The sequence below is a fragment of the Streptomyces sp. NBC_01537 genome, assembly GCF_045040445.1.
Classification (GTDB): Bacteria; Actinomycetota; Actinomycetes; order Streptomycetales; family Streptomycetaceae; genus Actinacidiphila.
The window spans coordinates 7,297,607-7,318,137 of record NZ_CP109392.1; the positions used below are offsets into that span (position 1 = coordinate 7,297,607).

Sequence of the window (20,531 nt, forward strand, 5' to 3'; positions counted from 1 at the left end):
CGGGGCGCGGTCAGGCGGTGAGCGGGCATTCCCGGCCGAGGTCGGCGAAGAGCCGGGTATTGAGCGCGAAGGCGCCCCGGCATTCGTCCACGACGCGCTGCTTCTCCAGGTCGTCCAGCGGCAGCGCGTCCAGCCACCCTCTGTACTCCCGCTTGAAGGCGGCGGGGTTGCCGATGGCGTCGAAGACGTAGAAGCGGACGCCGTCGCCCTTCCGGGTGAAGCCCCAGGTCTTTTCGGCGATGCCGCGGATGACCTGGCCGCCGGAGAGGTCGCCCAGGTAGCGCGTGTAGTGGTGGGCGACAAATCCGGCCGGCCAGTCCTGGGCCGTTTCGGTGATGCGGGCGGCGTAGGCGGCCGTGGCGGGGAGGGGGCGGGCGCGGTGCTGCCAGCCGGTGGGGAGGAGGTGGTCGAGGTCGCGTTCGAGGGCGGGGAGGCGGAGGAGCTCGGGGCGGAGGAAGGGGGCGGTGACGGGGTCGGCGGCGAGGGAGGCGGTGTGGGCCGGGGATTCGAGGGCCTGGTAGACGAACCAGAGCTGCTCGGTGTAGCGGGCGTAGGCGTCGACGCCGAGGCGGCCGCCGAGGAGGTCGCTCATGAAGGTCGAGTTCTCAGCCTCGGTGTGCTGCGCCTGGCTCGCGGTGCGGATGACTGCGGAGAACAGCAAGGGGACCTCCTGCGACAGGGGGCGGCTCTGGTGAGATCATTTCAAGTTAGGGTAGCCTAAGTCAAAAAGTTTCCGACGGCCTGTCGGGAAAATCGGCGCCAGGGCACACCCCGCTCACTCAAAGGTTCCGTACAAGGAGCAGGATGGGGGTTCGGCACCATCCGTGAATTCCGCGTACGTCCACCGCCGCGTTACGTAGTGTGGAAGACGGGTGACCGTAAGGACCCGCAGGCGAGGGAAAAGGGGCACGGGGCTCGATGGCAGCAGGCAAGAGCAGCAGGTTGTCCGACTGGCTGCGCCGGCGTTCGGCGGGCCAGGACCAGGACGCGGACGGCGCGGCGGGGGTCCGCGATCTGCGCCGTGACGACCTGCTGCGCGGCGCCGCGGAGGCGGGACTGCCGCTCGCGCCGGCCGCGCATCCCTCCGGGGTCTCCGGGTTCCGCTGTTCGTGTGACCGGATCGGCTGTCCGACGCCCGGCACGCACCCGGTGTCCTTCGCCTGGCAGACCCAGGCCAGCACTGACCCGCAGCAGCTCGAGACCTGGCTGCGCACCCAGCCGCTCGCCAACTTCATCACCGCCACCGGCAACACCCACGACGTCCTCGACGTCCCCGCCGAGGCCGGCCGCATCGCCCTGGACCGGCTCGCCGCCGAGGGCGCGGCCGTCGGGCCGGTCGCCACGTCCGAGGGGCGGATGTTCTTCTTCACCGCCACCCGCGCCGCCACCGCCGACGAGGACGAGTGGTGGCCCTGCGAGCTGGACTGCCACCCCGAGACGCTCGACGAGCACCCCGGCCTGCGCTGGCACTGCCGTGGGAGCTACGTGCTCGTACCGCCGTCCCGGCATCCGTCGGGGGCGGTCGTGGAGTGGCTTCCGGGCCGCGGCCCCGGGCGCGGGCTTCCCGACCCGCTGACGCTGCTGGAAGTCCTTACGGACGCCTGCGCGCAGGTCGAGCCCGAGGCCGAGACCGCGGGCTGGCTGCTTTAGCGTTCCGTGCGACCCACGGTGCGGACCGTGGATGGCTGGTCGCGCAGCCGCGACCCGCAGACGACGTACTCAGCGCTCCGCGCCGACAGTGCCGGCCGTGCTGCCCGCAGGAGGGGAACTGGGCGCGGCGGCCCTGCCGGGGGTGAGGAAGAGGAACATCGTCGGGACGAGATACAGCGCCCAGACCGCGACCTGGAGCCAGGTCGGGTCGGGCTGGAAGTTGAACACGCCCTTGAGGAGCGTCCCGTACCAGCTGTCCACCGGGATCTGCTCGCTGATGTCGAAGGCCCGGCTGTTCAGGCCGGGAAGCCAGCCCGCCTCCTGCAGGTCGTGGAAGCCGTACGCGAGGACGCCCGCCGCCACGACGACCAGCATCGCGCCGGTCCAGGTGAAGAACTTGGCCAGGTTGATGCGCAACGCGCCCCGGTAGAACAGCCAGCCGAGCACGACGGCCGTGAGCAGGCCCAGGCCCGCGCCGACCACCGGCCGGAAGCCGTCGTCCGTGGCCTGGACGGCGGTCCAGATGAACAGCGAGGTCTCCAGCCCCTCCCTGCCCACCGCGAGGAAGGCGGTGACGACCAGGGCGCCCGTGCCCATGGCGATCGCGGCGTCGAGCTTGCCGTGCAGCTCGGCCTTGAGGTGGCGGGCGGTGCGCCGCATCCAGAAGACCATCCAGGTCACCAGGCCGACCGCGATGATCGACAGCGAGCCGCCGAGCGCCTCCTGGGCCTGGAAGGTCAGCTCCTGCGAGCCGAACTGCAGCGCGGCACCGAAGCCCAGGCTGAGCGCGATCGCGACGCCGACGCCGAGCCAGACCGGCGGCAGCTTGTCCTTGCGGTCGGTCTTGACGAGGTACGCGACGAGGATGCAGACGACCAGGCTGGCCTCCAGGCCCTCGCGCAGCCCGATCAGGTAATTGCCGAACACGGCCCGTCACTTCCCTTCAGCGGCTTCGAACAGGGCCCGGCCCCACCAGTCGCCGCTCTTCACGACGCCCGGCGGCACGACGTAGACCGCCGAACCGACGTGCTGGATGTACTCGTTGAGCGCGTCCGTCGCCGACAGCTTCTTCTGCAGCGGGATGAAGCCGGAGCGCACATCGCGCTGGTACGCGAGGAAGAACAGGCCCGCCTCCAGGCGGCCCAGGCCGTCCGTGCCGTCGGTGAAGGAGTAGCCGCGGCGCAGCAGCGTCACGCCGCTGTTGTCCGGGTGGGCGAGCCGGACGTGCGCGTCGTCCTTCATGGCCTTGAAGTTGGGGGTGTCCCGCTCGTGCTTCTTGCCGAGCGGGGCGCCCTCGCCCTTCGTACGGCCGAAGATCTGCTCCTGCTCGCCCAGCGGGGTGCGGTCCCAGGTCTCGATGTGCATCCGGATCCGGCGGGCGACCAGGTACGAGCCGCCGGCCAGCCAGGCCGGGCCGTCCGACTCCGAGACCCATACGTGCTTGGTCTGGGCGGACTTGTCGGAGCCGGCGACATTGTGCGTGCCGTCCTTGAAGCCCATCAGGTTGCGCGGGGTCTGCGCCTCGGGCGTCGTCGAGGAGGTCTTGCCGAAGCCGAGCTGCGACCAGCGGATGGCGACCTTGCCGAAGCCGATCCGGGCCAGGTTGCGGATCGCGTGCACCGCGACCTGCGGGTCGTCGGCGCAGGCCTGGACGCACAGATCGCCGCCGCTGCGCCGGGTGTCCAGCGCGTCCCCGGCGAACTTCGGCAGGTCGACCAGGGCCTCCGGGCGGTACTTCTTCAGCCCGAAGCGGTCCTTGCCGTCCTTGTCGAACAGCCCCGGCCCGAAGCCCACGGTGAGCGTGAGCCGGGACGGCTGCAGGCCCAGCGCCTCGCCGGTGTCGTCCGGCGGCGCCTCGGCGAGCCCGCCGACCGCGCCCTCGCCGACCGCCTGGCCCTTGGACATCCGCTCGGCCGCGGCGGTCCAGTCCTTGAGCAGTTGCGCCAGCTCGTCGCGGTCGTCGGTGGTGATGTCGAACGAGGCGAAGTGCAGCCGGTCCTGAACGGGCGTCACGATGCCCGCCTGGTGCGTCCCGTGGAACTCCACCGCGGCCCCGGCCGAGGCCGCGTTCTGCGTGTCGCTCCCGGTGTCGCCGTTCAGAACGGCCGCCGCCCCGCCGGCCGCGGCGGCGCCCAGCACGACGCCCGCCCCGGTCCAGCCGAGCACCGAACGGCGCGAGGTGGTCTTCCCGGCCTCAGCGGCTTCAGCGGTTTCAGACATGAGCCCGTGTCCCCTCTGACTTACTTCGCGACCGCTGCGGCGAGCTTCGACAGCGGCTCGGCAAGCGAGTTCACCGCGTCGGACAGCTTCTTACGGTCCGTCTTGCCGACGGTGTCGTACGAGACCCAGCCGTCGCCCTTGCGGTAGGTGTCGAGCAGCTTCGTGATCGACGCGAACTGCTTGTCGAGTTCCTTCGTCAGCGCCGGGTCGTTCTCGGCGGCGACCGCCTTCAGCAGCTCGTACGCCTTCTCGGCACCCATGACGTTGGCGTAGAAGTCCGACAGGTCGGTGTGGCTGTAGAGGTCCTCCTCACCGGTGATCTTGCCTGTGGCGACCTCGTCCAGCAGCTCCTTGGCGCCGTTGGCCATGCTGGTGGCGGTGATCTCGGCCTTGCCGACCCGCTTCTGCCAGTCCTCCAGGTCGGAGACGAGCTGGGCGGCGATCGTCTTGTCGGTGGCGGTGATCTTCTTGTCCTGCCAGAGCGACTTCTCCAGCCGGTGCCAGCCGGTCCACTTCTGGCCGGCCTCCAGGCCGTCCTCACGGGTGTCGGTCAGCGGGTCGATGTCGCCGAAGGACTCGGCCACCGGCTCGGTGGTCTCCCAGCCGACCCGCGAGGGCGCGAACTCCGCCTTGGCGGCCTCGATGTCGCCCGCCTCGATCGAGGCGGCGAACTTCTTCACCAGCGGGATCGTCGCGTCGGCCTGCTCCTGCACGTACTTGCGGTACGCCGCCACCGCCGAGTCCAGGCGCGGGTCGGTCTTCACCGCGCCCTTGCCGGTGACGGTGATCTTCTGGCGGATGCCGTCGCCCTTCATGCCGGGCTTGCAGGCGATCTCGTACGAACCGGCCTTGATCTCGGCGGTGATGGTGGCCTTGGTGCCCGGGCCGATGTTCTCCCGCTCGGTGACGATCTTGTCGCTCGGCGTGTAGACGTAGACCTCGGTGACCTTCGAGCCCTTGTTCTGCGCGGATATCGTGATCTTGCCCGCCGCGAAGGTGGTCTTGGACACCTCGCACTTGCTGTCGGTGGAGATCACTGTCACCGCGTTCGAGCCGGTCGCGTCCGCGTCCGCCTTCTCAGCGCAACCGGTGACCGCTGTGACGGCGACGACGATTCCTGCGGCGGTCACGGCTGACGTACGGACGGCGGGCATGGGGGCGCTCCTGGGGCTGCTCAGACAGATGAGGGCAGCCTTCCCTTGGGAAGGCTGCCCTAACCTACATGAGGCTTGCCCTAACCCGACATAGCGGGTCGTGTCACGGCAGGGTCAAGATCTCAGCGCCGGTGTCGGTGACGACCAGGGTGTGCTCGAACTGGGCTGTCCGCTTGCGGTCCTTGGTGACCACGGTCCAGCCGTCGTCCCACATGTCGTACTCGTGCGTGCCGAGGGTCAGCATCGGCTCGATCGTGAAGGTCATCCCAGGCCTGATCACGGTCGTCGCGCGCGGGTCGTCGTAGTGCGGCACGATCAGCCCGGAGTGGAACGAGGTGTTGATGCCGTGCCCCGTGAAGTCCCGTACGACCCCGTAGTTGAAGCGCTTGGCGTACGACTCGATGACCCGGCCGATCACATTGATCTGCCGGCCCGGCTTCACCGCCCTGATCGACCGCTCCAGCGACTCGCGGGTGCGCTCCACGAGCAGCCTCGACTCCTCGTCCACCTCGCCGACCAGGTAGGTGGCGTTGGTGTCGCCGTGCACCCCGTGGATGTACGCCGTCACATCGAGGTTGACGATGTCCCCGTCCCGCAGCTCCGTCGAGTCCGGGATCCCGTGGCAGATCACCTCGTTGATCGACGCGCACAGCGACTTGGGGAAGCCGCGATAGCCCAGATCCGACGGATAGGCCTTGTGGTCGACCATGTACTCGTGCGCGATCCGGTCCAGCTCGTCCGTGGTCACCCCCGGCGCGATGGCCTTCGCCGCCTCCTCCATCGCCCGCGCGGCGATCCGGGACGCGATCCGCATCCGCTCCACCGTGTCGTCGTCCTGCACCTCCGGCCCGGTGTACGGGGTCGGGGCCGGCCGGCCCACGTACTCGGGGCGGGGGATCGAGGCGGGAACCGGTCGGGTCGGTGAGAGCTTTCCGGGCACGAGGACTGACATGTCAGGGAGTCTATCGGCGTGTACCGCCCGCCCGTCGGGCACCATGAACCCATGGCGCTCTTCAAGCGGGTACGCAAACCGGCCGGCAAGCCCGGCGAGTGGTACTACTGCCTTGAGCACAAAAAGGTCGAAGAAGGACCCGAATGCCCCGCCAAGGACCGCTTCGGCCCCTACTCGACCCGGGCCGAGGCCGAGCACGCGATGGAGACCGCCGCCTCCCGCAACCTGGAGTGGGAGAAGGACCCCCGCTGGCACGACGCGCCGCGCGACGAACAGGATCAGTCCTAGGGCCCTTCTGATGGATCTCCGTGGCGTCGCGTGGCCTGGCACCAGCGCTCGCGGCGTTGCCGGAGCGCCCACAGGAAACCACCCTGTGGGCGCTCCGGCGCCTTGCGATCGCAGGCGCCAGACCCCGCTCCTTCTCCCACGGAGATCCATCAGAAGGGCCCTAGGCCACGCTCTGCTCCCGCTCCCGGGCCCGCACCGCGTGCTCGTTGGTCCGGGCGTCGTACGCCCACAGCCTCGGCAGCGACGCCACCAGCAGCCCCACCGCCGCGACGCATGACAGCCCGCCGGTCCACACCGCGGCCCGTACGCCGATCAGCGCGCCCATCCCGCCGGCCCGGACCTGGCCTGCCTGCGGGCCGACGGTGAAGGCCAGCACCCCGATCCCGGCGAGGCGGCCCCGGAACTCGTCCGGGATGGTCTGGTTCCACATCGTCGTGCGGAACATGGACGTGACCATGTCGATCCCGCCCGCCAACAGCAGCAGGAGCAGCACCAGCCACACCTGTCGCACCAGTCCCGCCGCCGTCATGGCCAGCCCGAAGAGCGCCGCGGCCGCGATCATCGCCCGCCCGTGGTGGTGCACCCGCGATGCCCAGCCGCTCGTCAGGCTCACCAGCAGCGCCCCGGCCGGGAAGGCCGCGTACATCAGGCCGAGCGCCCACGGGGCGCCCAACTCGTCCGCCAGGAACGGGAACAGCGCGATAGGAAACGCCAGCACCGTCGCCGAGAGGTCGATCGCGATGGTGCCGAGGAGTTCCTTGCGGCTCCACGCGTAGCGCGCGCCCTCGGCCAGCGCGCGCAGCGACGGCTTTTCGGCGTCATGCGCAGGCGGCGAAGGACGCATCGGCAGAAGAAGGGCGACGGACACCACGAAGGTCACGATGTTGATCGCGTACGCCCACTCCAGTCCGGCGTAGGCGATCAGCACGCCCGCCAGCGACGGCCCCGCGACCCCGCCCAGCTGCCACATGACGCCCATGAGCGCGGCGGCCGCCGTCAGCTGGTCGTGCGGCACGATGCGCGGCACGATCGAGTCCTGCGGCGGGCGCTGCAGTCCGCTCAGCGAGCTGTTCAGCGCCGCGAGGACGAACAGCGGCCAGACCATCGGGTGCGGGAGCAGGGCGTTGGTCAGCATCAACATCGCCAGCAGGCCCTTGCCGGTCTCCGTCAGCACCAGCAGCTTCCGGCGGTCGAACGAGTCCGCCAGCGCGCCCCCGTACAGCCCGAACACGATCAGCGGGGCCAGCTCGACCAGCCCGATCGACCCGACGGCGAGCGGCGATCCGGTCAGCTCCTTCATCTGCACGGGCACGGCGACGAAGGAGAGGAAGTTGCCGAACATCGTCACCGCCCCGGACAGCCACAGCAGCCGGAAATCGCGCGAGGAGCGCCAGGGCGCGAGGTCGGGGAGGAGCCGGGTGCGTCGGGACACAAACGACGATCCTCTGCTGCGCGCAGCGGCCGGGTCAAACGGATTTTCCCATGTCCCGCGTCATGACAACCGCTTTCCGAAAATGCCCCGCCTGTGTTCGAAAAGGGTGTCCATAATCGAATGATGTTCGGGGCCATGTGATCGGGGAAGCGCATTGTTGGAGCCACTGGGGCTTGATCCGCATGCCGAGTCCGTCTACCGGGCGATGCTCGCGCACCCCGGCGAGGACGTGGCACGGCTGGCCGGGCGATTGCGGCGCCCGGAGGACGAGATCCGCGACAGCCTGGGCCGGCTGGCCGCGCTTGCCATGGTCCAGCCCTCGGAGTTATCCGGCAGCGGTTTTCAGGCCGTCGGCCCGGAGACCGCCATGGAGCTTCTGCTGGCCCGCCAGCATGCCGAGCTCGCCGCCCAGCGGCTGAAGGTCGAGGCGTCGCGCGCGGCCGCCGCCCAGCTCATCGCCGACTTCTCCGCGCTGCGCCCGCGCGCGCTCGACCCCGAGGCGGAGCACCTGATCGGGCTGATCGCGATCCGGGAACGCATCGCGATCCTCGGCAAGGGCGCCGAAATGGAGGTCATGACCCTGGCCCCCGGAGGCGCCCAGCCCGCCGACGCGCTCGCGGCGAGCCGGGGCCCCACGATGGACCTGTTCGAGCGGGGTGTGCGCACCCGCGCCGTCTACATGGACAGCGCCCGCAGGCACCAGCCCACCCTGGACCACCTGACCTGGCTGGAGAGCCAGGGCGAGCGGGTGCGTACCGCCCCCACCCTCCCGATCCGCATGATCATCTTCGACCGGCGGGTGGCCGTACTCCCCGCCGACACCGGGGACGACCACTCCGGCGCCGTCGTCGTCCGGGGCGAGGGGACCGTCGCCGCGCTCTGCGCGCTCTTCGAGAACATCTGGGAATCCGCCACACCGCTGGACGCGGTGTCCCCCTCCGCGCCCCGCGGGATGCCCCGCCAGGAAGCCGAGGTCCTGCGCCTGCTCACCCAGGGCCTCACCGACGAGACCATCGCCAAACGCCTCGGCGTCTCCCCCCGCACCGCCCGCCGCATCGCCGCCGATCTCATGCAACGCCTCGACGCCCGCAGCCGCTTCGAGGCCGGCGTCCACGCCGTCCAGGACGGCTGGCTCCCCCCGACCCGCTAGGCCGTTTGTGACGGCTCTGGCCGTGACTCACAGTGCGGGATCGTGGTTGGCTGGTCGCGCAGTTCCCCTCGCCCCTTGGTGGCCGGCGTCGGGCGTCAGCAACGGGCCCCGAAGGGGCGCGGGGAACTGCGCGAGCAACCCGCCACGGCTCGCGGCCAAAGAGCTGTCAGAAGCGCCGAATGCCGTCCGCCCTAGGACCTGGCCGACTCGCGCGACGCCCGCGCGTGCTCGTCCGTGCGGGCGTCGTACGACATCAGCTTCGGCAGGCCGCCCGCCAGCAGCCCGACCGCCGCGATGCACGCGAGGCCGCCGGACCATACGGAGACGCGCACCCCGGTCAGCGCCGCCATGCCGCCCGCGCGGACCTGGCCGAGCGTGGGGCCGACGGAGAAGGACAGCAGCTCGATGCCGGCGAGGCGGCCGCGCAGTTCGTCGGGGATGGTCTGGTTCCAGATGGTGGAGCGGAAGATGCCGCTGATCATGTCGCATCCCCCGGCCACGGCCAGGAAGAACAGCACGAGCCATACGTTGTCCATCCACCCGGCGACGGCCATCGCCGCGCCCCAGGCCAGCGCCGCGTAGACGATCATGCGCCCGTGCCGGTGGACGCGGGAGGACCAGCCGCTGGTCAGGCTCACCAGCAGCGAGCCGACCGTTCCGGCCGCGTACATCAGGCCGAGCGACCAGGGGGCCTTCAGGTCGTCCGCGAGGAAGGGGAAGACGGCGGTCGGGTACGCGAAGAACATCGCGGCCAAGTCGATGGCGTAGGTCCCGAGCAGCTCCTTGCGGCTCCAGGCGTAGCGCCCGCCCTCCCAGATGCTGCGCAGCGACGGCTTGGTCGCGTCGTGCGCGGCGGGGGAGGGGCGCAGCCCGAGGCCGAGCCCGACGGATATCGCGAACGACACCGCGTCCAGCGCGTACGCCCACTCCAGCCCGGCGAAGGCGATCAGGACGCCCGCCAGCGACGGTCCGGCGATCGCCCCGACCTGCCAGCGCACCGAGTTGAGTGCGGCGGCGGCGCTGAGCTGCTCGTGCGGGACGATACGCGGCACGATCGCGTCCAGGGCGGGCCGCTGCAGCCCGGTCAGGGCGCTGGTGAGGGCGGCGACGGCGTACAGCGGCCACACCGCCGGGTGCGGGATGAGGGTGTTGGCCAGCAGGAGCACCGACAGCAGGCCGAGGGCGGCCTCCGTGTAGAGGATCAGCTTCCGGCGGTCCACGGAGTCCGCGAGCGCGCCCCCGTAGAGCCCGAAGACGATCAGCGGGACCAGCTCGACCAGCCCGATCGCGCCGACGGCGAGAGTGGAGCCGGTCAGCACCTTCATCTGCACGGGCACGGCGACGAAGGTCAGAAAGCTGCCGAAGACCGTCACGACCCCGGCCAGCCACATCAGCCGGAAGTCGCGCGAGGAGCGCCAGGGCGCGAGGTCGGGGAGGAGCGGGGTGAGTCGGGACACGTCTGGTGATGCTGCGCTGCGCGGTTCCTTACGGCAACCGGTTTTCGACGGGCGCCGGACGGGCTGAAATCAGAGCAGCCCCGCCGCCGCCAGCAGGCCCCGTACGTGCTTGACCGCCGTGTCGTCCAGCGGAAGCTGCGGGGCCGCGGTCACCGGGCAGTCGATCACTCCGAGCAGATGCAGGGCCGCCTTGAAGGCTCCGAGTGCGGAGGAACTGCGGCCCATCAGGGCCTCGTCGCCCGCGTCGATGATCGAGAAGAGCGCGGCGAGCCGGTCCTGTTCGGCGGCGGCCTCGCGCCAGCGGCCGGCGCGGGCGTGCTCGTAGAGGCGTACGTAGCCGTGCGGATCGACATTGCCCAGGCCCGGGACGACGCCGTGGGCGCCGGCCAGCAGGGCTCCGTCCACGGCGAGTTCGGAACCGGTGAGGACGGCGAAGGAGTCGCCCAGACCGCGGTGGCGCAGCTCGACCAGCAGCCGGCGCAGCGGTCCGTCGGCGCCGCTGCTGTCCTTCAGGCCGGCCAGCGTGCCGTCCTCGGCGAGGGCCAGGACGGTGGCGGCGGGCAGCTTGGTGTGGACGGCGGAGGGGATGTCGTACGCGAAGACCGGGAGCCCGGCGCCGTCGCGGAGGCGGCGGAAGTGGTCGGCGATCTCGGCGGGGTGCGTCGCCGTGTAGAACGGCGCCGTCGCGACCACCCCGTCCGCCCCGGCCCCGGCGGCCGCCCGCGCGTGGTCGAGCACCCGGGCCGTCGTCATGTCGATCACGCCCGCCAGCACCGGCACCCGGCCGTCCACCGTCTCCACCACGGCGGCCAGGGCGGTACGCCGCTGCGCGTCGGTCAGGTACGCCGCCTCGCCACTGGAACCGAGGGCGAACACGCCATGGGCGCCGGCCCCGATGACGTGCTCGGCCAGCCGCCCGAGGGAGGCGGTGTCCACGTCCCCGGCGGGGGTCAGGGGGGTGCACAGCGGCGGTACGACGCCGCGGAGGGTGAGGGTGGGGGCGCGCATGAGGTCAGGGTAGGTGCGGGGTGCGCGGGTGCGGGGCCGCCGCGCGTCGGCCGGGCGGGTGGTTGCGGCTGCGGTCGCGGCTGCGGTCGCACCGTGCGGGGAGGGCAGCGTCACACACCCTCCGGGTGCCGGATTCGGCCGGTGGGCTGGCAGGATCTCGCTATGACTACTGCTGACTCCTCCAACGCGACCCCCGCCGCGCCGGCCAAGGCCCCGGCCAAGGACCCCTGGGACCTGCCCGACGTCTCCGGCCTGGTGGTCGGCGTACTGGGCGGCACCGGCCCGCAGGGCCGTGGGCTCGCGTACCGGCTGGCCAGGGCGGGCCAGAAGGTGATCATCGGCTCGCGCGCGGCCGACCGGGCGCAGGCGACGGCGGACGAGCTGGGCCTGGGCGTGGAGGGCGCGGACAACGCGGAGTGCGCGCGGCGCAGCGACATCGTGATCGTCGCGGTGCCGTGGGACGGGCATGCCAAGACCCTGGAGTCGCTGCGCGAGGAGCTCGCCGGGAAGCTGGTCGTGGACTGCGTGAACCCGCTCGGCTTCGACAAGAAGGGCGCGTACGCCCTCAAGGTCGAGGAGGGCAGCGCCGCCGAACAGGCCGCCGCGCTGCTCCCCGACTCGCGGGTCACCGCGGCCTTCCACCACCTGTCCGCCGTGACGCTGGAGGACCCGGCCGTCGAGGAGATCAACACCGACGTCCTCGTCCTCGGCGAGACCCGCGCCGACACGGATGCGGTCCAGGCTCTCGCGAACCGCATCCCCGGCATCCGCGGCGTCTTCGCCGGCCGTCTGCGCGGCGCCCACCAGGTCGAGGCGCTGGTCGCCAACCTGATCTCCGTCAACCGCCGCTACAAGGCGCACGCCGGTCTGCGCGTCACCGACCTCTAGCGAACCCCGGGCATGGGGGAGAATGGCACGGTCCGTACGTCATCCGACAGGAGCCGCCCCCCATGCCCCGCCTCGCCCTCTACGCCTTCGTGGTCTGCGCCCTCGCCACGGCCGCGGCTGTCGTCTCCTTCGTGCAGGGCAGTTGGCTCGGCGTCGTGTGGATCCTCGTCGCGGGCCTGTCCAGCAACATGTGCTGGTACTACGTGCGCAAGGGCAAGGCCGAGCGCGTCGGCCGACCCGCTAGCTGAACGGGTCGCCCTTCCAGAACTGGAAGTACGCGTAGCCGACGCTCACCGCGCGGTCCGGCACCCCGAAGGCGCTCATGACCGAGTCCACGAAGTTGAAGAACACCGAGTTCACCTCCGGGATCCACAGGCACCCGAACACCGCCAGCAGCCCGAACTGCGCGAACGGCTCCACCTGGCGCCGGAAGCTGTACGACAGCCACGGCTCGATGATCCCGTAGCCGTCCAGCCCCGGCACCGGCAGCAGGTTCAGGATCGCCGCCGTCACCTGGAGCATCGCCAGGAACGCCAGCGCCGCCAGGAACGGCACCGGCACGCCGCTGTCCAGCGCCCCCATGGTGAACGGCAGCATCAGCAGCACCGCGCACACCACGTTCACCAGCGGCCCCGCCGCCGAGATCAGGCTGTGCTTCCATCGCCCGCTGATCCGCCCGCGCTCGATGAACACCGCCCCGCCGGGCAGCCCGATGCCGCCCAGGATCACGAAGACCACCGGCAGCACGATGCTCAGCACGGCGTGCGTGTACTTCAGAGGATTGAGGGTCAGGTAGCCCTTCGCCCCGATGGTGATGTCCCCGCCGTGCAGCGCGGTGCGCGCGTGCGCGTACTCGTGCAGGCACAGCGACACCACCCACCCGGCCACGACGAACAGGAACACCGCGAAGCCGGTGCTCGTCGAGAACCCGGTCCACACGGCCCAGCCCGACACCCCCATGATCGCGACCAGCCCTATGAAGATCGGGCTGATCCGCCGCTCGCTTCGTGTTGCTGCGGTGGTCATCGTTGCGGGGCTCCTCGTTCGTTCGCGGTCCTGGCCGCCCAATCATCACACTTGCCGTCCGGGTTGTGGGCGGGGGAGAACCCCAGGCGAGCCCTGGCCGGAACAACCGAGCGGCGCCGACCGCCACTCCGTAAGAATGGGACCGTGCGCTACGGGATTCTGGGGACCACGCAAGCCAATCACGACGACGGCACAGCCGTGCCGCTCGCCGGCACCCGGCTGCGCGCACTGCTCGCCGCACTGGCGCTGCACGCGGGCCGGGTCCGGACGACGGAAGGGCTGATCGACGAGGTCTGGGGCGAGGATCCCCCGGCAGACGCGGCCGGGGCGCTGCAGGCGCTGGTCGGGCGGCTGCGGCGGGTGCTCGGGCATGAGGCGATCGGCTCGGTGGACGGCGGGTACCGCCTGACCGCGCGGCCGGACGCGGTCGACGCGCACCGGTTCGAGCGGCTGGTCGACGAGGGCGGCCGGGCCCTGGCCGACGGCAGTCCGGCGAAGGCGGCGGAGGCCCTCGACGACGCGCTGGCGCTGTGGCGCGGCCCGGCGCTGGCGGATCTGCCCGACCGGGCGACGGCGGCGCCCCGCTACGAGGCGCTGCGGCTGAACGCCCAGCGGCTGCGCCTCACCGCCGAAGTGGCCCTCGGCCGGGCCGAGCAGGCCCTGCCGGAGCTGGCGGAACTGACCGCCGAGCACCCCCTGAACGAGCCGCTGCGGGCACTGCGGATCCGCGCGCTGCGCGAGGCGGGCCGCACGGCCGACGCACTCGGGGCGTACGAGGCGGTCCGGCGCACCCTCGCCGAGGAACTGGGCACCGACCCGGGCGCCGAACTGCAGGCGCTGTACACGGAGTTGCTCGAGGCCCCGGCACTACCCGCGCCCGCACCGGCCCCCGCCCCGCAAAGGACCGGCAACGCCCGCGCCCGCCTCACCAGCTTCGTCGGCCGGGAAGCGGACCTGACCGCGCTTCGCGCCGACCTCGACATCGCACGCCTGGTCACCCTCACCGGCCCGGGCGGCACCGGCAAGACTCGGTTGTCCCAGGAGGCCGGGGACCTGGTCGCGGACCGCTGGCCGGACGGCGTGTGGTTCGCGGAGCTGGCGCCGGTGGAGGATCCGGCAGGCGTGCCGGTGGCGGTGGTCAACGCGCTGGGCCTGCGCGAGACGCTGCTGCACGGCGGCTCCGCGGCCGAGGCGGCGATGGTGGCCGAGGCCAAGAAGAAGTCTCCGGCACTGCAGTTGGCGGAGTACTGCGCCGGGCGCCGGCTGCTCCTCGTACTGGACAACTGCGAGCACGTCATCGACGCCGCCGCGGCGCTGGCCGAGCGGCTGCTCGCGGACTGCCCGGGTGTCGCGGTGCTGGCCACCAGCCGCGAACCCCTCGGCGTACCGGGGGAGTTGGTACGCCCCCTCGACCCGCTGCCGCAGCCGCCCGCACTGCGGCTGCTCGCCGACCGGGGCGCCGCCGCCCGCGCCGGCTTCACCCCCGGCGAGGACCCGGAGGCCTGCGCCGAGCTGTGCCGCCGCCTGGACGGCCTGCCACTGGCCATCGAGCTGGCCGCCGCCCGGCTGCGCGGCCTCACCCCGCGCCAGCTCGCGGACCGCCTGGACGACCGCTTCCGGATCCTCACCGGTGGCAGCCGCACCGTACTGCCCCGCCAGCAGACGCTGCGCGCGGTCGTCGACTGGAGCTGGGACCTGCTGGAGCCGGACGAGCGCATCCTGCTGCGCCGCCTCGCCGTCTTCGCGGGCGGCTGGACCCTGGAAGCGGTGGAGGAGGTCTGTTCGGGCGGCGGGGTCGACGGCGCCGACGGCCGCATCGACGCCGCCGACATCGCCGTGCTCCTCGCCTCCCTCGTCGACAAATCCCTGGTCCTCGCCGACCTCACCGACGACGGCGCCCGCTACCGCATGCTGGAGACCATCTCGGAGTACGCCGCCGAGCGCCTGGCCGCCTCCGGCGAGCGCGCAGGGACCGAACGCCGCCACATCACCCACTTCCGCGAGTACGTCCGCACCACCGACCCCCTTCTGCGCGGCCCCGACCAACTGCTGTGGCTGGACCGGCTGGAGCGCGAACACGACAACCTCCGCGCCGCCCTGCGCCGCGCCGTCGACGCCGGGGACGAGCAGGAGGCGCTGGTCATCACCCTGGCCTGCAGCTGGTTCTGGGAGATGCGCAACTACGTCACGGAGCTGCGCTTCTGGCCGGAGAAGGTCGCCGCCCTGAGCGACGAGGATCCCTTCGCCCCGCACCTGGTTCCCGTGCCGCTGGATTACGGGCCGCTGGACCGGCCGCTTCCGATGCCGGCCGGGCAGCTGCGGGAGGCCCGCCGCTGGGTACGGCTGGCGGGATACCTGGGGTACGAAGGCGACCTGGAGCGCTGGAGCGATCCCGACGCGATCCGGATCGGGCAGGCCTTCGTCGCGGCGTATCCGGCGGAACTGCCGCAGTCGAGCGTCCGGCCCGGTCTGATGCGGCCATTCGCCTGCTTCCTGAGCGGCGATTTCGAACGACTGACCGAGCTGACCGACGAGACGGTGGAGAGCTGCCGCACCCATGGGCGGACATGGGAGCTGGCGTTCATCCTGCAACTGCGCGCCAAGGTCATCAACGACGTCGCGGACCGCATCGAGGCCTCGATGGACGACATCCGGGAGAGCCGGGCCCTGTTCGAGCAGGTCGGCGACAACTGGGGGGTGGCCGAATGCCTTGCGGCGGAGGCGGAGGCCACCTCGGGGCTGGGCGACTGGGTCCGCGCCGCCGAGTGCTGCCGAGAGGCGATCGAACTGGCCCGCCGGCTCGGCTCCCACCAGCAGGTGCCGATCCTGTCCATCCGGCTCGGCGACTCCCTGATCAACAGTGGTGAGCCCGCCGAGGGCGAACGCCTGCTGCGGGCCGGCATAGCCGACGCCGAGCGGTTCGGCGTGAGCGGCCACGGCGCCGCCCTCTACGGCCGGGTCCTGCTCACCGAGCTCCTCGGCCAGCGCGGCGACCTCGCCGAGGCCAACACCCTGATGGACGAATTCCTCGATGCCCTGCCGACCGGCGTGCCGCCCTTCATCAGCGGCCTCCTGCTCGGCATGAAGGGCTGGCTGGTGGGCATTGAGGGCGACCCCGTCGGCGGCCTGCGGGTGCTCGGCGAGGGCATCGACCGCCTCAACGGCCACCCCCTCACCTCCGTCATCGCCCCCCGCATGGGCCTCCTCCTCATCCCCGTCGCCATCACCACCCTCGCCCGCCTCCCCGACTCCGCCCCCGACGCCCTCGCCCGCCTCCACCGCGCCGTCGTCCTCAACGCCGCCCACGACCGGCTCCGCCCGGTGGCCATCGCCCCGTACCAGAAGGCCGCCGTCACCGAGGCCGCGGTTTCGCTGCGCGACCGGCTCGGCGACGCCGCGTACGACGCCGCTTACGCGGAAGGCGGCAACCTCACGATGGAGCAGGCGGTGGTGGCGATGCGCGAGGTGTGCTGAATCAGCCCGCCTTCTTGCGCGCGGCGGCCTTCTTCGCGGCCGCCTTCTTCTTCGGTGCCGCCTTCTTGGCCGTAGGCGCGGCAGGCGCCGGCGCCCGCGCGTCGATGCTCGCCTGCAGCGCCGACATCAGGTCGACCACGTTGTCCGGCGCGGCCGCCGTCTCCGCCATCTCCGGAATCGGCTCGCCCTCCAGCTTGGCGGCGACCAGCTCGTCCAGCGCGTGCTGGTACTCGTCGTGCTGGGCGGCCAGGTCGAAGTCCTCCGACAGCGTCTCCATCAGGCTCTCGGCCATCTTCAGCTCCTGCGGCCGCACCGTCACCTTCTCCGAGGGTGCCAGCCCGCTCGCGGAGCGGATCTCGTCCGGCCACAGCATGGTGTGCAGCACCAGTACGTCCTCGTGCACCCGCAGCAGCGCCAGCGACTCCCGGGTCCGCAGCGCGATCTTCGTCACGGCTGCCTTTCCGGTCTTGACCAGGGCCTCGCGCAGCAGCACGTACGGCTTCGCGGCCGCCGCCTCCGCCCCCACGTAGTACGCGCGCGACAGCGCCAGCGGATCGATGTCCCCGGCGTCCACGAACGCCAGCACATCGATCAGCTTCTTGCTGGGGAGCGGCAGCTCGGTGAGGTCCGCGTCCGTCAGCACCGCGGTGCGGCCGGTCCCGTCGTCGTAGCCCTTGGCGATGTCGGCGTACGCGACCTCCTTGCCGCACTTCTCGCAGCTGCGCCTCATCCGGATCCGGCCGCCGTCAGCCGCGTGGACCTGGTGCAGCGAGACCCCGTGCTCCTCGGTCGCGGAGTACAGCTTCACCGGGATGGACACCAGCCCGAAGCCGATCGCCCCTTTCCACATACTTCGCATACTTTTGTCCCTCCGTGGGGACTTTCCAGACTATGCCCGCCCCGCCAGAGCGGCAGTCCGTGGAGGTCGACGGCCGCCGGATCGTACTGACCCACCTCGACAAGGTCCTCTTCCCCGCGACCGGCCACACCAAGGCCCAGCTCCTCCACTACTACGCCCAGGTCGCCGCGGTGATGGTGCCGTACGCCACCGGCCGCCTCGCCTCCTTCCTACGCGCCCCCGAGGGCCCCGCCGGCCAGACCTGGGTCGCCAAACGCCCCCCGAACGGCACCCCCGACTGGGTCAGCACCGCCACCGCCGCCGACGGCGAGCCCTACGTCGTCGTCGACTCCGCCCCCACCCTCATCGCCATGGCCAACCTCGGCGCCCTCGAAGTCCACGTCCCCCAGTGGACCGCCGCAGCCGGGCCCGACGCCCACGACCGCCTCGTCCTCGACCTCGACCCGGGGGAAGGGGCCGACGTGGTGCTGTGCTGCCGGGTCGCCGAGCGGCTGCGGCAGCTGCTGGAGGACGACGGGCTCGCCGCGTTCCCCGTCACGTCGGGGAGCAAGGGCCTGCACCTGTACGCGCCGCTGGAGCCGCCCATGCCCGGCAAGGCGGTCAGTGACTACGCCAAGGCGCTGGCCGGGCGGATGCGTGACGAGCATCCGGGGCTGGTCGTGGTGTCCATGACCCGCAGCCTGCGGCCCGGCAAGGTGCTCATCGACTGGTCCCAGAACGCCTCGGCGAAGACCACGGCCTGCCCCTACACGGTGCGGGTGCGCGAGCGGCCCGGCGTCGCGACGCCGGTGAGCTGGGAGGAGGTCGCGGAGTGCGGCCGAGCGGAGGAGCTGACCTTCACGCCGGAGGACGTACTGCGGCGGATCGGCACTGACAAACCGTCAAACAGCGCTGATTCGTAGCCTCTTGTGGCCCACCTGGCCGCTTCGCCGCCCTGTTCACCGCCGCAATTGTCGTCATACCGATGGCGGCGGGCCTCAGCGGCTGTTCCCTCATCGGCGGCGGCAACGACTGTGACGGGACCGGGGCCCAACTGAAGAAGCTGGCGGCGCAGTCCGTTCTCGACTCCCCGCCCGCCAAGGCATCGGATCCGGTGAACTACCGCGGCGTGGGTGTCAGCACGGGATGTGACGACGACAGCAGCGGCCCCGGCTATCTCCACGCGGACCGGGTCTACGCGTTCGCCGGGAAGCGGGACGGCGTCATCTCCTACTACGTCGAGCGGGCACTCCATGCTCCTCACCGTCGACTTCCGCATCGAGGACTGCTCACCGGTGCCGAAGGTCGGCACCGGCCTCGGCTACGAGGTGTCGGTGGGCGCGGACTCCGGTGGCGGCACGATCAGCTGCTGGCAGTGAGGCACGGGCTGCCGGGGCCCGCGCGTTTCACCCTGTCCAGGTGAGGAGCCGGGAGGCCGTCCAGGTGTTGATGACCCGGTCCGCCGGGACCCCGCATTCCTCGGCCCGTGCGCAGCCGTAGATCTGCCAGTCGAGCTGCCCGGGGGCGTGGGCGTCGGTGTCGACGGCGAACAGCACGCCCGCGTCGACGGCCTGGCGGAGGAGGCGGCGGGGCGGGTCGAGGCGCTCGGGGCGGCTGTTGATCTCGACGGCGGTGTTGTAGGCCTGGCAAGCGGCGAAGACCATGTCGGCGTCGAACTCCGACTCGGGGCGGGGCTTGCCCTCGTTGCGGTGCTCGCCGCCGCCGAGGAGGCGGCCGGTGCAGTGGCCGAGGATGTCGACGTGCGGGCCGGCGACGGCGGCGACCATGCGGCGGGTCATCTCGGCGCGGCCCATCCGGAGCTTGGAGTGCACGGAGGCGACCACGACATCCACCCGCTCCAGCAGCTCGACGCTCTGGTCCAGGGAACCGTCGTCCAGGATGTCGCACTCGATGCCGGTCAGCAGGCGGAAGGAGGACGGCAGCCGCTCGTTCAGCTCCGCCACCACATCCAGCTGCGCCCGGAGCCGGTCGGCGGTGAGCCCGCGCGCCACCGTCAGCCGGGGCGAGTGGTCGGTCAGGACCGCCCACTCGTGCCCGAGGGCCATCGCCGTACGGGCCATCGCCTCGATCGGGCTTCCGCCGTCCGACCAGTCCGAATGCAGATGGCAGTCCCCGCGCAGCGCCGCCCGCAGGGTGCCCCCGCCCGCCACGGGGGGCCAGTCCGCCGCCTTCGCCTCCAGCGGCTCCAGATACCCCGGCACCCGCCCCGCCAGGGCCTCCCGCACCACGGTGGCCGTCTTCGGCCCCAGGCCCTTGACCGCCTCCAGCGTCCCGTCCGCCACCCGGCGCTCCAGGTCGCCCTCCGGCAGTGCGGCCACGGCGTCGGCCGCCGTACGGAAGGCCTTGACCCGGTACGTGGGCGCCAGATCGCGCTCCAGCAGGAAGGCGATCCGTTCCAGGGCCTCCACGGGCCCGAGCGGCGGCTGCTCCATGTATCCAGCCTGCCCGCGCGTTCCGCCAACCGCGAACCGTCGGGCGCGGGGCCCCCTCCCAGCCGATCCTGGACGGTATGACCAGTGAGCGCCCCGAGACCCTGTACGAAGCCGTCGGCGGCATCGACGGCCTCCGTCGGCTGAGCGACGCGTTCTACGACGCCGTCCTGGCGGACCCGCTGCTCGCGCCGGTCTTCGCCGACTTCAGCCGTACGCACATCGAGCACGTGGCCGTCTGGCTCGGCGAGGTCTTCGGCGGCCCGGCGGCCTTCACCGCCGACCTCGGCGGTCACCAGGCGCTGCTGCGCGCCCACCTCGGCCTGGCGATCACCGAGGAGCAGCGCGGCCGCTGGATGGAGCTCATGGCTGGCGCCGTGCACAAGGAGCTGCCGGACGATGAGCTGTTGCGCCGCTGCGTCATGGAGTACTTCGACTGGGGCACCCGGATCGCCCGCGACGTCTCGGCGGGCGAGGTCGGCGAAGACCTCGGCGAGCCCGGTCCCACCCCGAGGTGGGGGTGGGACGGACAGGCCTGACCGGG

20 protein-coding genes are annotated in these 20,531 nt (G+C 71.8%); 9 read left to right on the forward strand and 11 right to left on the reverse strand.

Annotation, left to right across the window (positions count from 1 at the left end):
* Positions 1-10: 10 nt before the first annotated feature.
* Positions 11-661: a heme oxygenase (biliverdin-producing) gene (locus OG607_RS33575; RefSeq protein WP_405731384.1), complete on the reverse strand. Its 651-nt coding sequence runs from the start codon at positions 659-661 to the stop codon at positions 11-13.
* A 257-nt stretch (positions 662-918) separates the two neighbouring features.
* Between OG607_RS33575 and OG607_RS33580 the strand changes: the two genes are divergently transcribed.
* A complete protein-coding gene (locus OG607_RS33580; protein ID WP_405731386.1) occupies positions 919-1,650 on the forward strand; it encodes a bifunctional DNA primase/polymerase in 732 nt (243 codons plus the stop codon).
* A gap of 69 nt (positions 1,651-1,719) precedes the next feature.
* Here the strand turns inward: OG607_RS33580 and efeU are convergent, their stop codons facing one another.
* The 4 genes from efeU to map form a co-directional block, all read right to left on the reverse strand.
* Positions 1,720-2,577 (reverse strand): iron uptake transporter permease EfeU, encoded by an 858-nt coding sequence (gene efeU / locus OG607_RS33585; protein WP_405731388.1) that lies wholly within the window; start codon positions 2,575-2,577, stop codon positions 1,720-1,722.
* A 6-nt stretch (positions 2,578-2,583) separates the two neighbouring features.
* Positions 2,584-3,870 (reverse strand): iron uptake transporter deferrochelatase/peroxidase subunit, encoded by a 1,287-nt coding sequence (gene efeB / locus OG607_RS33590; RefSeq protein WP_405731390.1) that lies wholly within the window; start codon positions 3,868-3,870, stop codon positions 2,584-2,586.
* 20 nt (positions 3,871-3,890) lie between these two features.
* Positions 3,891-5,024 (reverse strand): iron uptake system protein EfeO, encoded by a 1,134-nt coding sequence (gene efeO, locus OG607_RS33595; protein ID WP_405731392.1) that lies wholly within the window; start codon positions 5,022-5,024, stop codon positions 3,891-3,893.
* A gap of 103 nt (positions 5,025-5,127) precedes the next feature.
* On the reverse strand, positions 5,128-5,976 hold the full coding sequence (map, locus tag OG607_RS33600; RefSeq protein ID WP_329318757.1) for a type I methionyl aminopeptidase: 849 nt from the start codon (positions 5,974-5,976) through the stop codon (positions 5,128-5,130).
* A 51-nt stretch (positions 5,977-6,027) separates the two neighbouring features.
* Here map and OG607_RS33605 point away from each other — a divergent pair, with 51 nt between their 5' ends.
* The gene (locus OG607_RS33605; protein WP_405731395.1) at positions 6,028-6,264 is read left to right on the forward strand and encodes a hypothetical protein; all 237 of its coding nucleotides are present in this window, start codon (positions 6,028-6,030) and stop codon (positions 6,262-6,264) included.
* Positions 6,265-6,424: 160 nt separating this feature from the next.
* On the opposite strand, the gene OG607_RS33610 is transcribed toward OG607_RS33605, so the two are convergent.
* Positions 6,425-7,696 (reverse strand): MFS transporter, encoded by a 1,272-nt coding sequence (locus OG607_RS33610; RefSeq protein WP_405731397.1) that lies wholly within the window; start codon positions 7,694-7,696, stop codon positions 6,425-6,427.
* Between the two features lie 154 nt (positions 7,697-7,850).
* Here OG607_RS33610 and OG607_RS33615 point away from each other — a divergent pair, with 154 nt between their 5' ends.
* On the forward strand, positions 7,851-8,846 hold the full coding sequence (locus OG607_RS33615; protein WP_405731399.1) for a LuxR C-terminal-related transcriptional regulator: 996 nt from the start codon (positions 7,851-7,853) through the stop codon (positions 8,844-8,846).
* A 191-nt stretch (positions 8,847-9,037) separates the two neighbouring features.
* Here OG607_RS33615 and OG607_RS33620 read toward each other — a convergent pair whose 3' ends face one another.
* Together OG607_RS33620 and OG607_RS33625 are read right to left on the reverse strand one after the other, a co-directional pair.
* A complete protein-coding gene (locus tag OG607_RS33620) occupies positions 9,038-10,303 on the reverse strand; it encodes an MFS transporter (protein WP_405731401.1) in 1,266 nt (421 codons plus the stop codon).
* A gap of 69 nt (positions 10,304-10,372) precedes the next feature.
* Positions 10,373-11,311 carry a dihydrodipicolinate synthase family protein gene (locus tag OG607_RS33625; protein ID WP_405731403.1) on the reverse strand — a complete coding sequence of 313 codons (939 nt, stop codon included), beginning with the start codon at positions 11,309-11,311 and terminating at the stop codon, positions 10,373-10,375.
* Between the two features lie 162 nt (positions 11,312-11,473).
* Here OG607_RS33625 and npdG point away from each other — a divergent pair, with 162 nt between their 5' ends.
* Positions 11,474-12,199 carry an NADPH-dependent F420 reductase gene (npdG, locus tag OG607_RS33630; protein WP_405731405.1) on the forward strand — a complete coding sequence of 242 codons (726 nt, stop codon included), beginning with the start codon at positions 11,474-11,476 and terminating at the stop codon, positions 12,197-12,199.
* A 62-nt stretch (positions 12,200-12,261) separates the two neighbouring features.
* The gene (locus tag OG607_RS33635) at positions 12,262-12,447 is read left to right on the forward strand and encodes a hypothetical protein (protein WP_405731407.1); all 186 of its coding nucleotides are present in this window, start codon (positions 12,262-12,264) and stop codon (positions 12,445-12,447) included.
* Here the strand turns inward: OG607_RS33635 and OG607_RS33640 are convergent.
* Positions 12,440-13,225 carry a site-2 protease family protein gene (locus OG607_RS33640; RefSeq protein ID WP_405731409.1) on the reverse strand — a complete coding sequence of 262 codons (786 nt, stop codon included), beginning with the start codon at positions 13,223-13,225 and terminating at the stop codon, positions 12,440-12,442. The two genes, OG607_RS33635 and OG607_RS33640, sit on opposite strands and share 8 nt — an antisense overlap.
* Before the next feature lie 144 nt (positions 13,226-13,369).
* Between OG607_RS33640 and OG607_RS33645 the strand changes: the two genes are divergently transcribed.
* Positions 13,370-16,699 carry a BTAD domain-containing putative transcriptional regulator gene (locus OG607_RS33645; RefSeq protein ID WP_405731411.1) on the forward strand — a complete coding sequence of 1,110 codons (3,330 nt, stop codon included), beginning with the start codon at positions 13,370-13,372 and terminating at the stop codon, positions 16,697-16,699.
* 1 nt (position 16,700) lies between these two features.
* On the opposite strand, the gene OG607_RS33650 is transcribed toward OG607_RS33645, so the two are convergent.
* Complete coding sequence (locus OG607_RS33650; protein WP_405731413.1) at positions 16,701-17,558, reverse strand: Ku protein; 858 nt, start codon at positions 17,556-17,558, stop codon at positions 16,701-16,703.
* Positions 17,559-17,590: 32 nt separating this feature from the next.
* Between OG607_RS33650 and ligD the strand changes: the two genes are divergently transcribed.
* Together ligD and OG607_RS33660 are read left to right on the forward strand one after the other, a co-directional pair.
* Positions 17,591-18,460 carry a non-homologous end-joining DNA ligase gene (gene ligD, locus OG607_RS33655; RefSeq protein ID WP_405731415.1) on the forward strand — a complete coding sequence of 290 codons (870 nt, stop codon included), beginning with the start codon at positions 17,591-17,593 and terminating at the stop codon, positions 18,458-18,460.
* Positions 18,461-18,790: 330 nt separating this feature from the next.
* Complete coding sequence (locus OG607_RS33660; protein WP_405731417.1) at positions 18,791-18,916, forward strand: hypothetical protein; 126 nt, start codon at positions 18,791-18,793, stop codon at positions 18,914-18,916.
* A gap of 27 nt (positions 18,917-18,943) precedes the next feature.
* Here OG607_RS33660 and OG607_RS33665 read toward each other — a convergent pair whose 3' ends face one another.
* Positions 18,944-19,990 (reverse strand): PHP domain-containing protein, encoded by a 1,047-nt coding sequence (locus OG607_RS33665; protein WP_405731419.1) that lies wholly within the window; start codon positions 19,988-19,990, stop codon positions 18,944-18,946.
* Between the two features lie 77 nt (positions 19,991-20,067).
* Between OG607_RS33665 and OG607_RS33670 the strand changes: the two genes are divergently transcribed.
* Positions 20,068-20,526 carry a group II truncated hemoglobin gene (locus OG607_RS33670; protein ID WP_405731420.1) on the forward strand — a complete coding sequence of 153 codons (459 nt, stop codon included), beginning with the start codon at positions 20,068-20,070 and terminating at the stop codon, positions 20,524-20,526.
* The last annotated feature ends 5 nt before the right edge of the window (positions 20,527-20,531 follow it).

What these genes read in the sequence shown, in the direction of transcription:
- OG607_RS33580 (WP_405731386.1), top strand. Translation starts at nt 919, where the DNA reads ATGGCAGCAGGCAAGAGCAGCAGGTTGTCCGACTGGCTGCGCCGGCGT.
- efeB (WP_405731390.1), bottom strand. Translation starts at nt 3,870, where the DNA reads ATGTCTGAAACCGCTGAAGCCGCTGAGGCCGGGAAGACCACCTCGCGC.
- efeO (WP_405731392.1), bottom strand. Translation starts at nt 5,024, where the DNA reads ATGCCCGCCGTCCGTACGTCAGCCGTGACCGCCGCAGGAATCGTCGTC.
- map (WP_329318757.1), bottom strand. Translation starts at nt 5,976, where the DNA reads ATGTCAGTCCTCGTGCCCGGAAAGCTCTCACCGACCCGACCGGTTCCC.
- OG607_RS33605 (WP_405731395.1), top strand. Translation starts at nt 6,028, where the DNA reads ATGGCGCTCTTCAAGCGGGTACGCAAACCGGCCGGCAAGCCCGGCGAG.
- OG607_RS33625 (WP_405731403.1), bottom strand. Translation starts at nt 11,311, where the DNA reads ATGCGCGCCCCCACCCTCACCCTCCGCGGCGTCGTACCGCCGCTGTGC.
- npdG (WP_405731405.1), top strand. Translation starts at nt 11,474, where the DNA reads ATGACTACTGCTGACTCCTCCAACGCGACCCCCGCCGCGCCGGCCAAG.
- OG607_RS33635 (WP_405731407.1), top strand. Translation starts at nt 12,262, where the DNA reads ATGCCCCGCCTCGCCCTCTACGCCTTCGTGGTCTGCGCCCTCGCCACG.
- OG607_RS33640 (WP_405731409.1), bottom strand. Translation starts at nt 13,225, where the DNA reads ATGACCACCGCAGCAACACGAAGCGAGCGGCGGATCAGCCCGATCTTC.
- OG607_RS33650 (WP_405731413.1), bottom strand. Translation starts at nt 17,558, where the DNA reads ATGCGAAGTATGTGGAAAGGGGCGATCGGCTTCGGGCTGGTGTCCATC.
- ligD (WP_405731415.1), top strand. Translation starts at nt 17,591, where the DNA reads ATGCCCGCCCCGCCAGAGCGGCAGTCCGTGGAGGTCGACGGCCGCCGG.
- OG607_RS33660 (WP_405731417.1), top strand. Translation starts at nt 18,791, where the DNA reads ATGCTCCTCACCGTCGACTTCCGCATCGAGGACTGCTCACCGGTGCCG.
- OG607_RS33665 (WP_405731419.1), bottom strand. Translation starts at nt 19,990, where the DNA reads ATGGAGCAGCCGCCGCTCGGGCCCGTGGAGGCCCTGGAACGGATCGCC.
- OG607_RS33670 (WP_405731420.1), top strand. Translation starts at nt 20,068, where the DNA reads ATGACCAGTGAGCGCCCCGAGACCCTGTACGAAGCCGTCGGCGGCATC.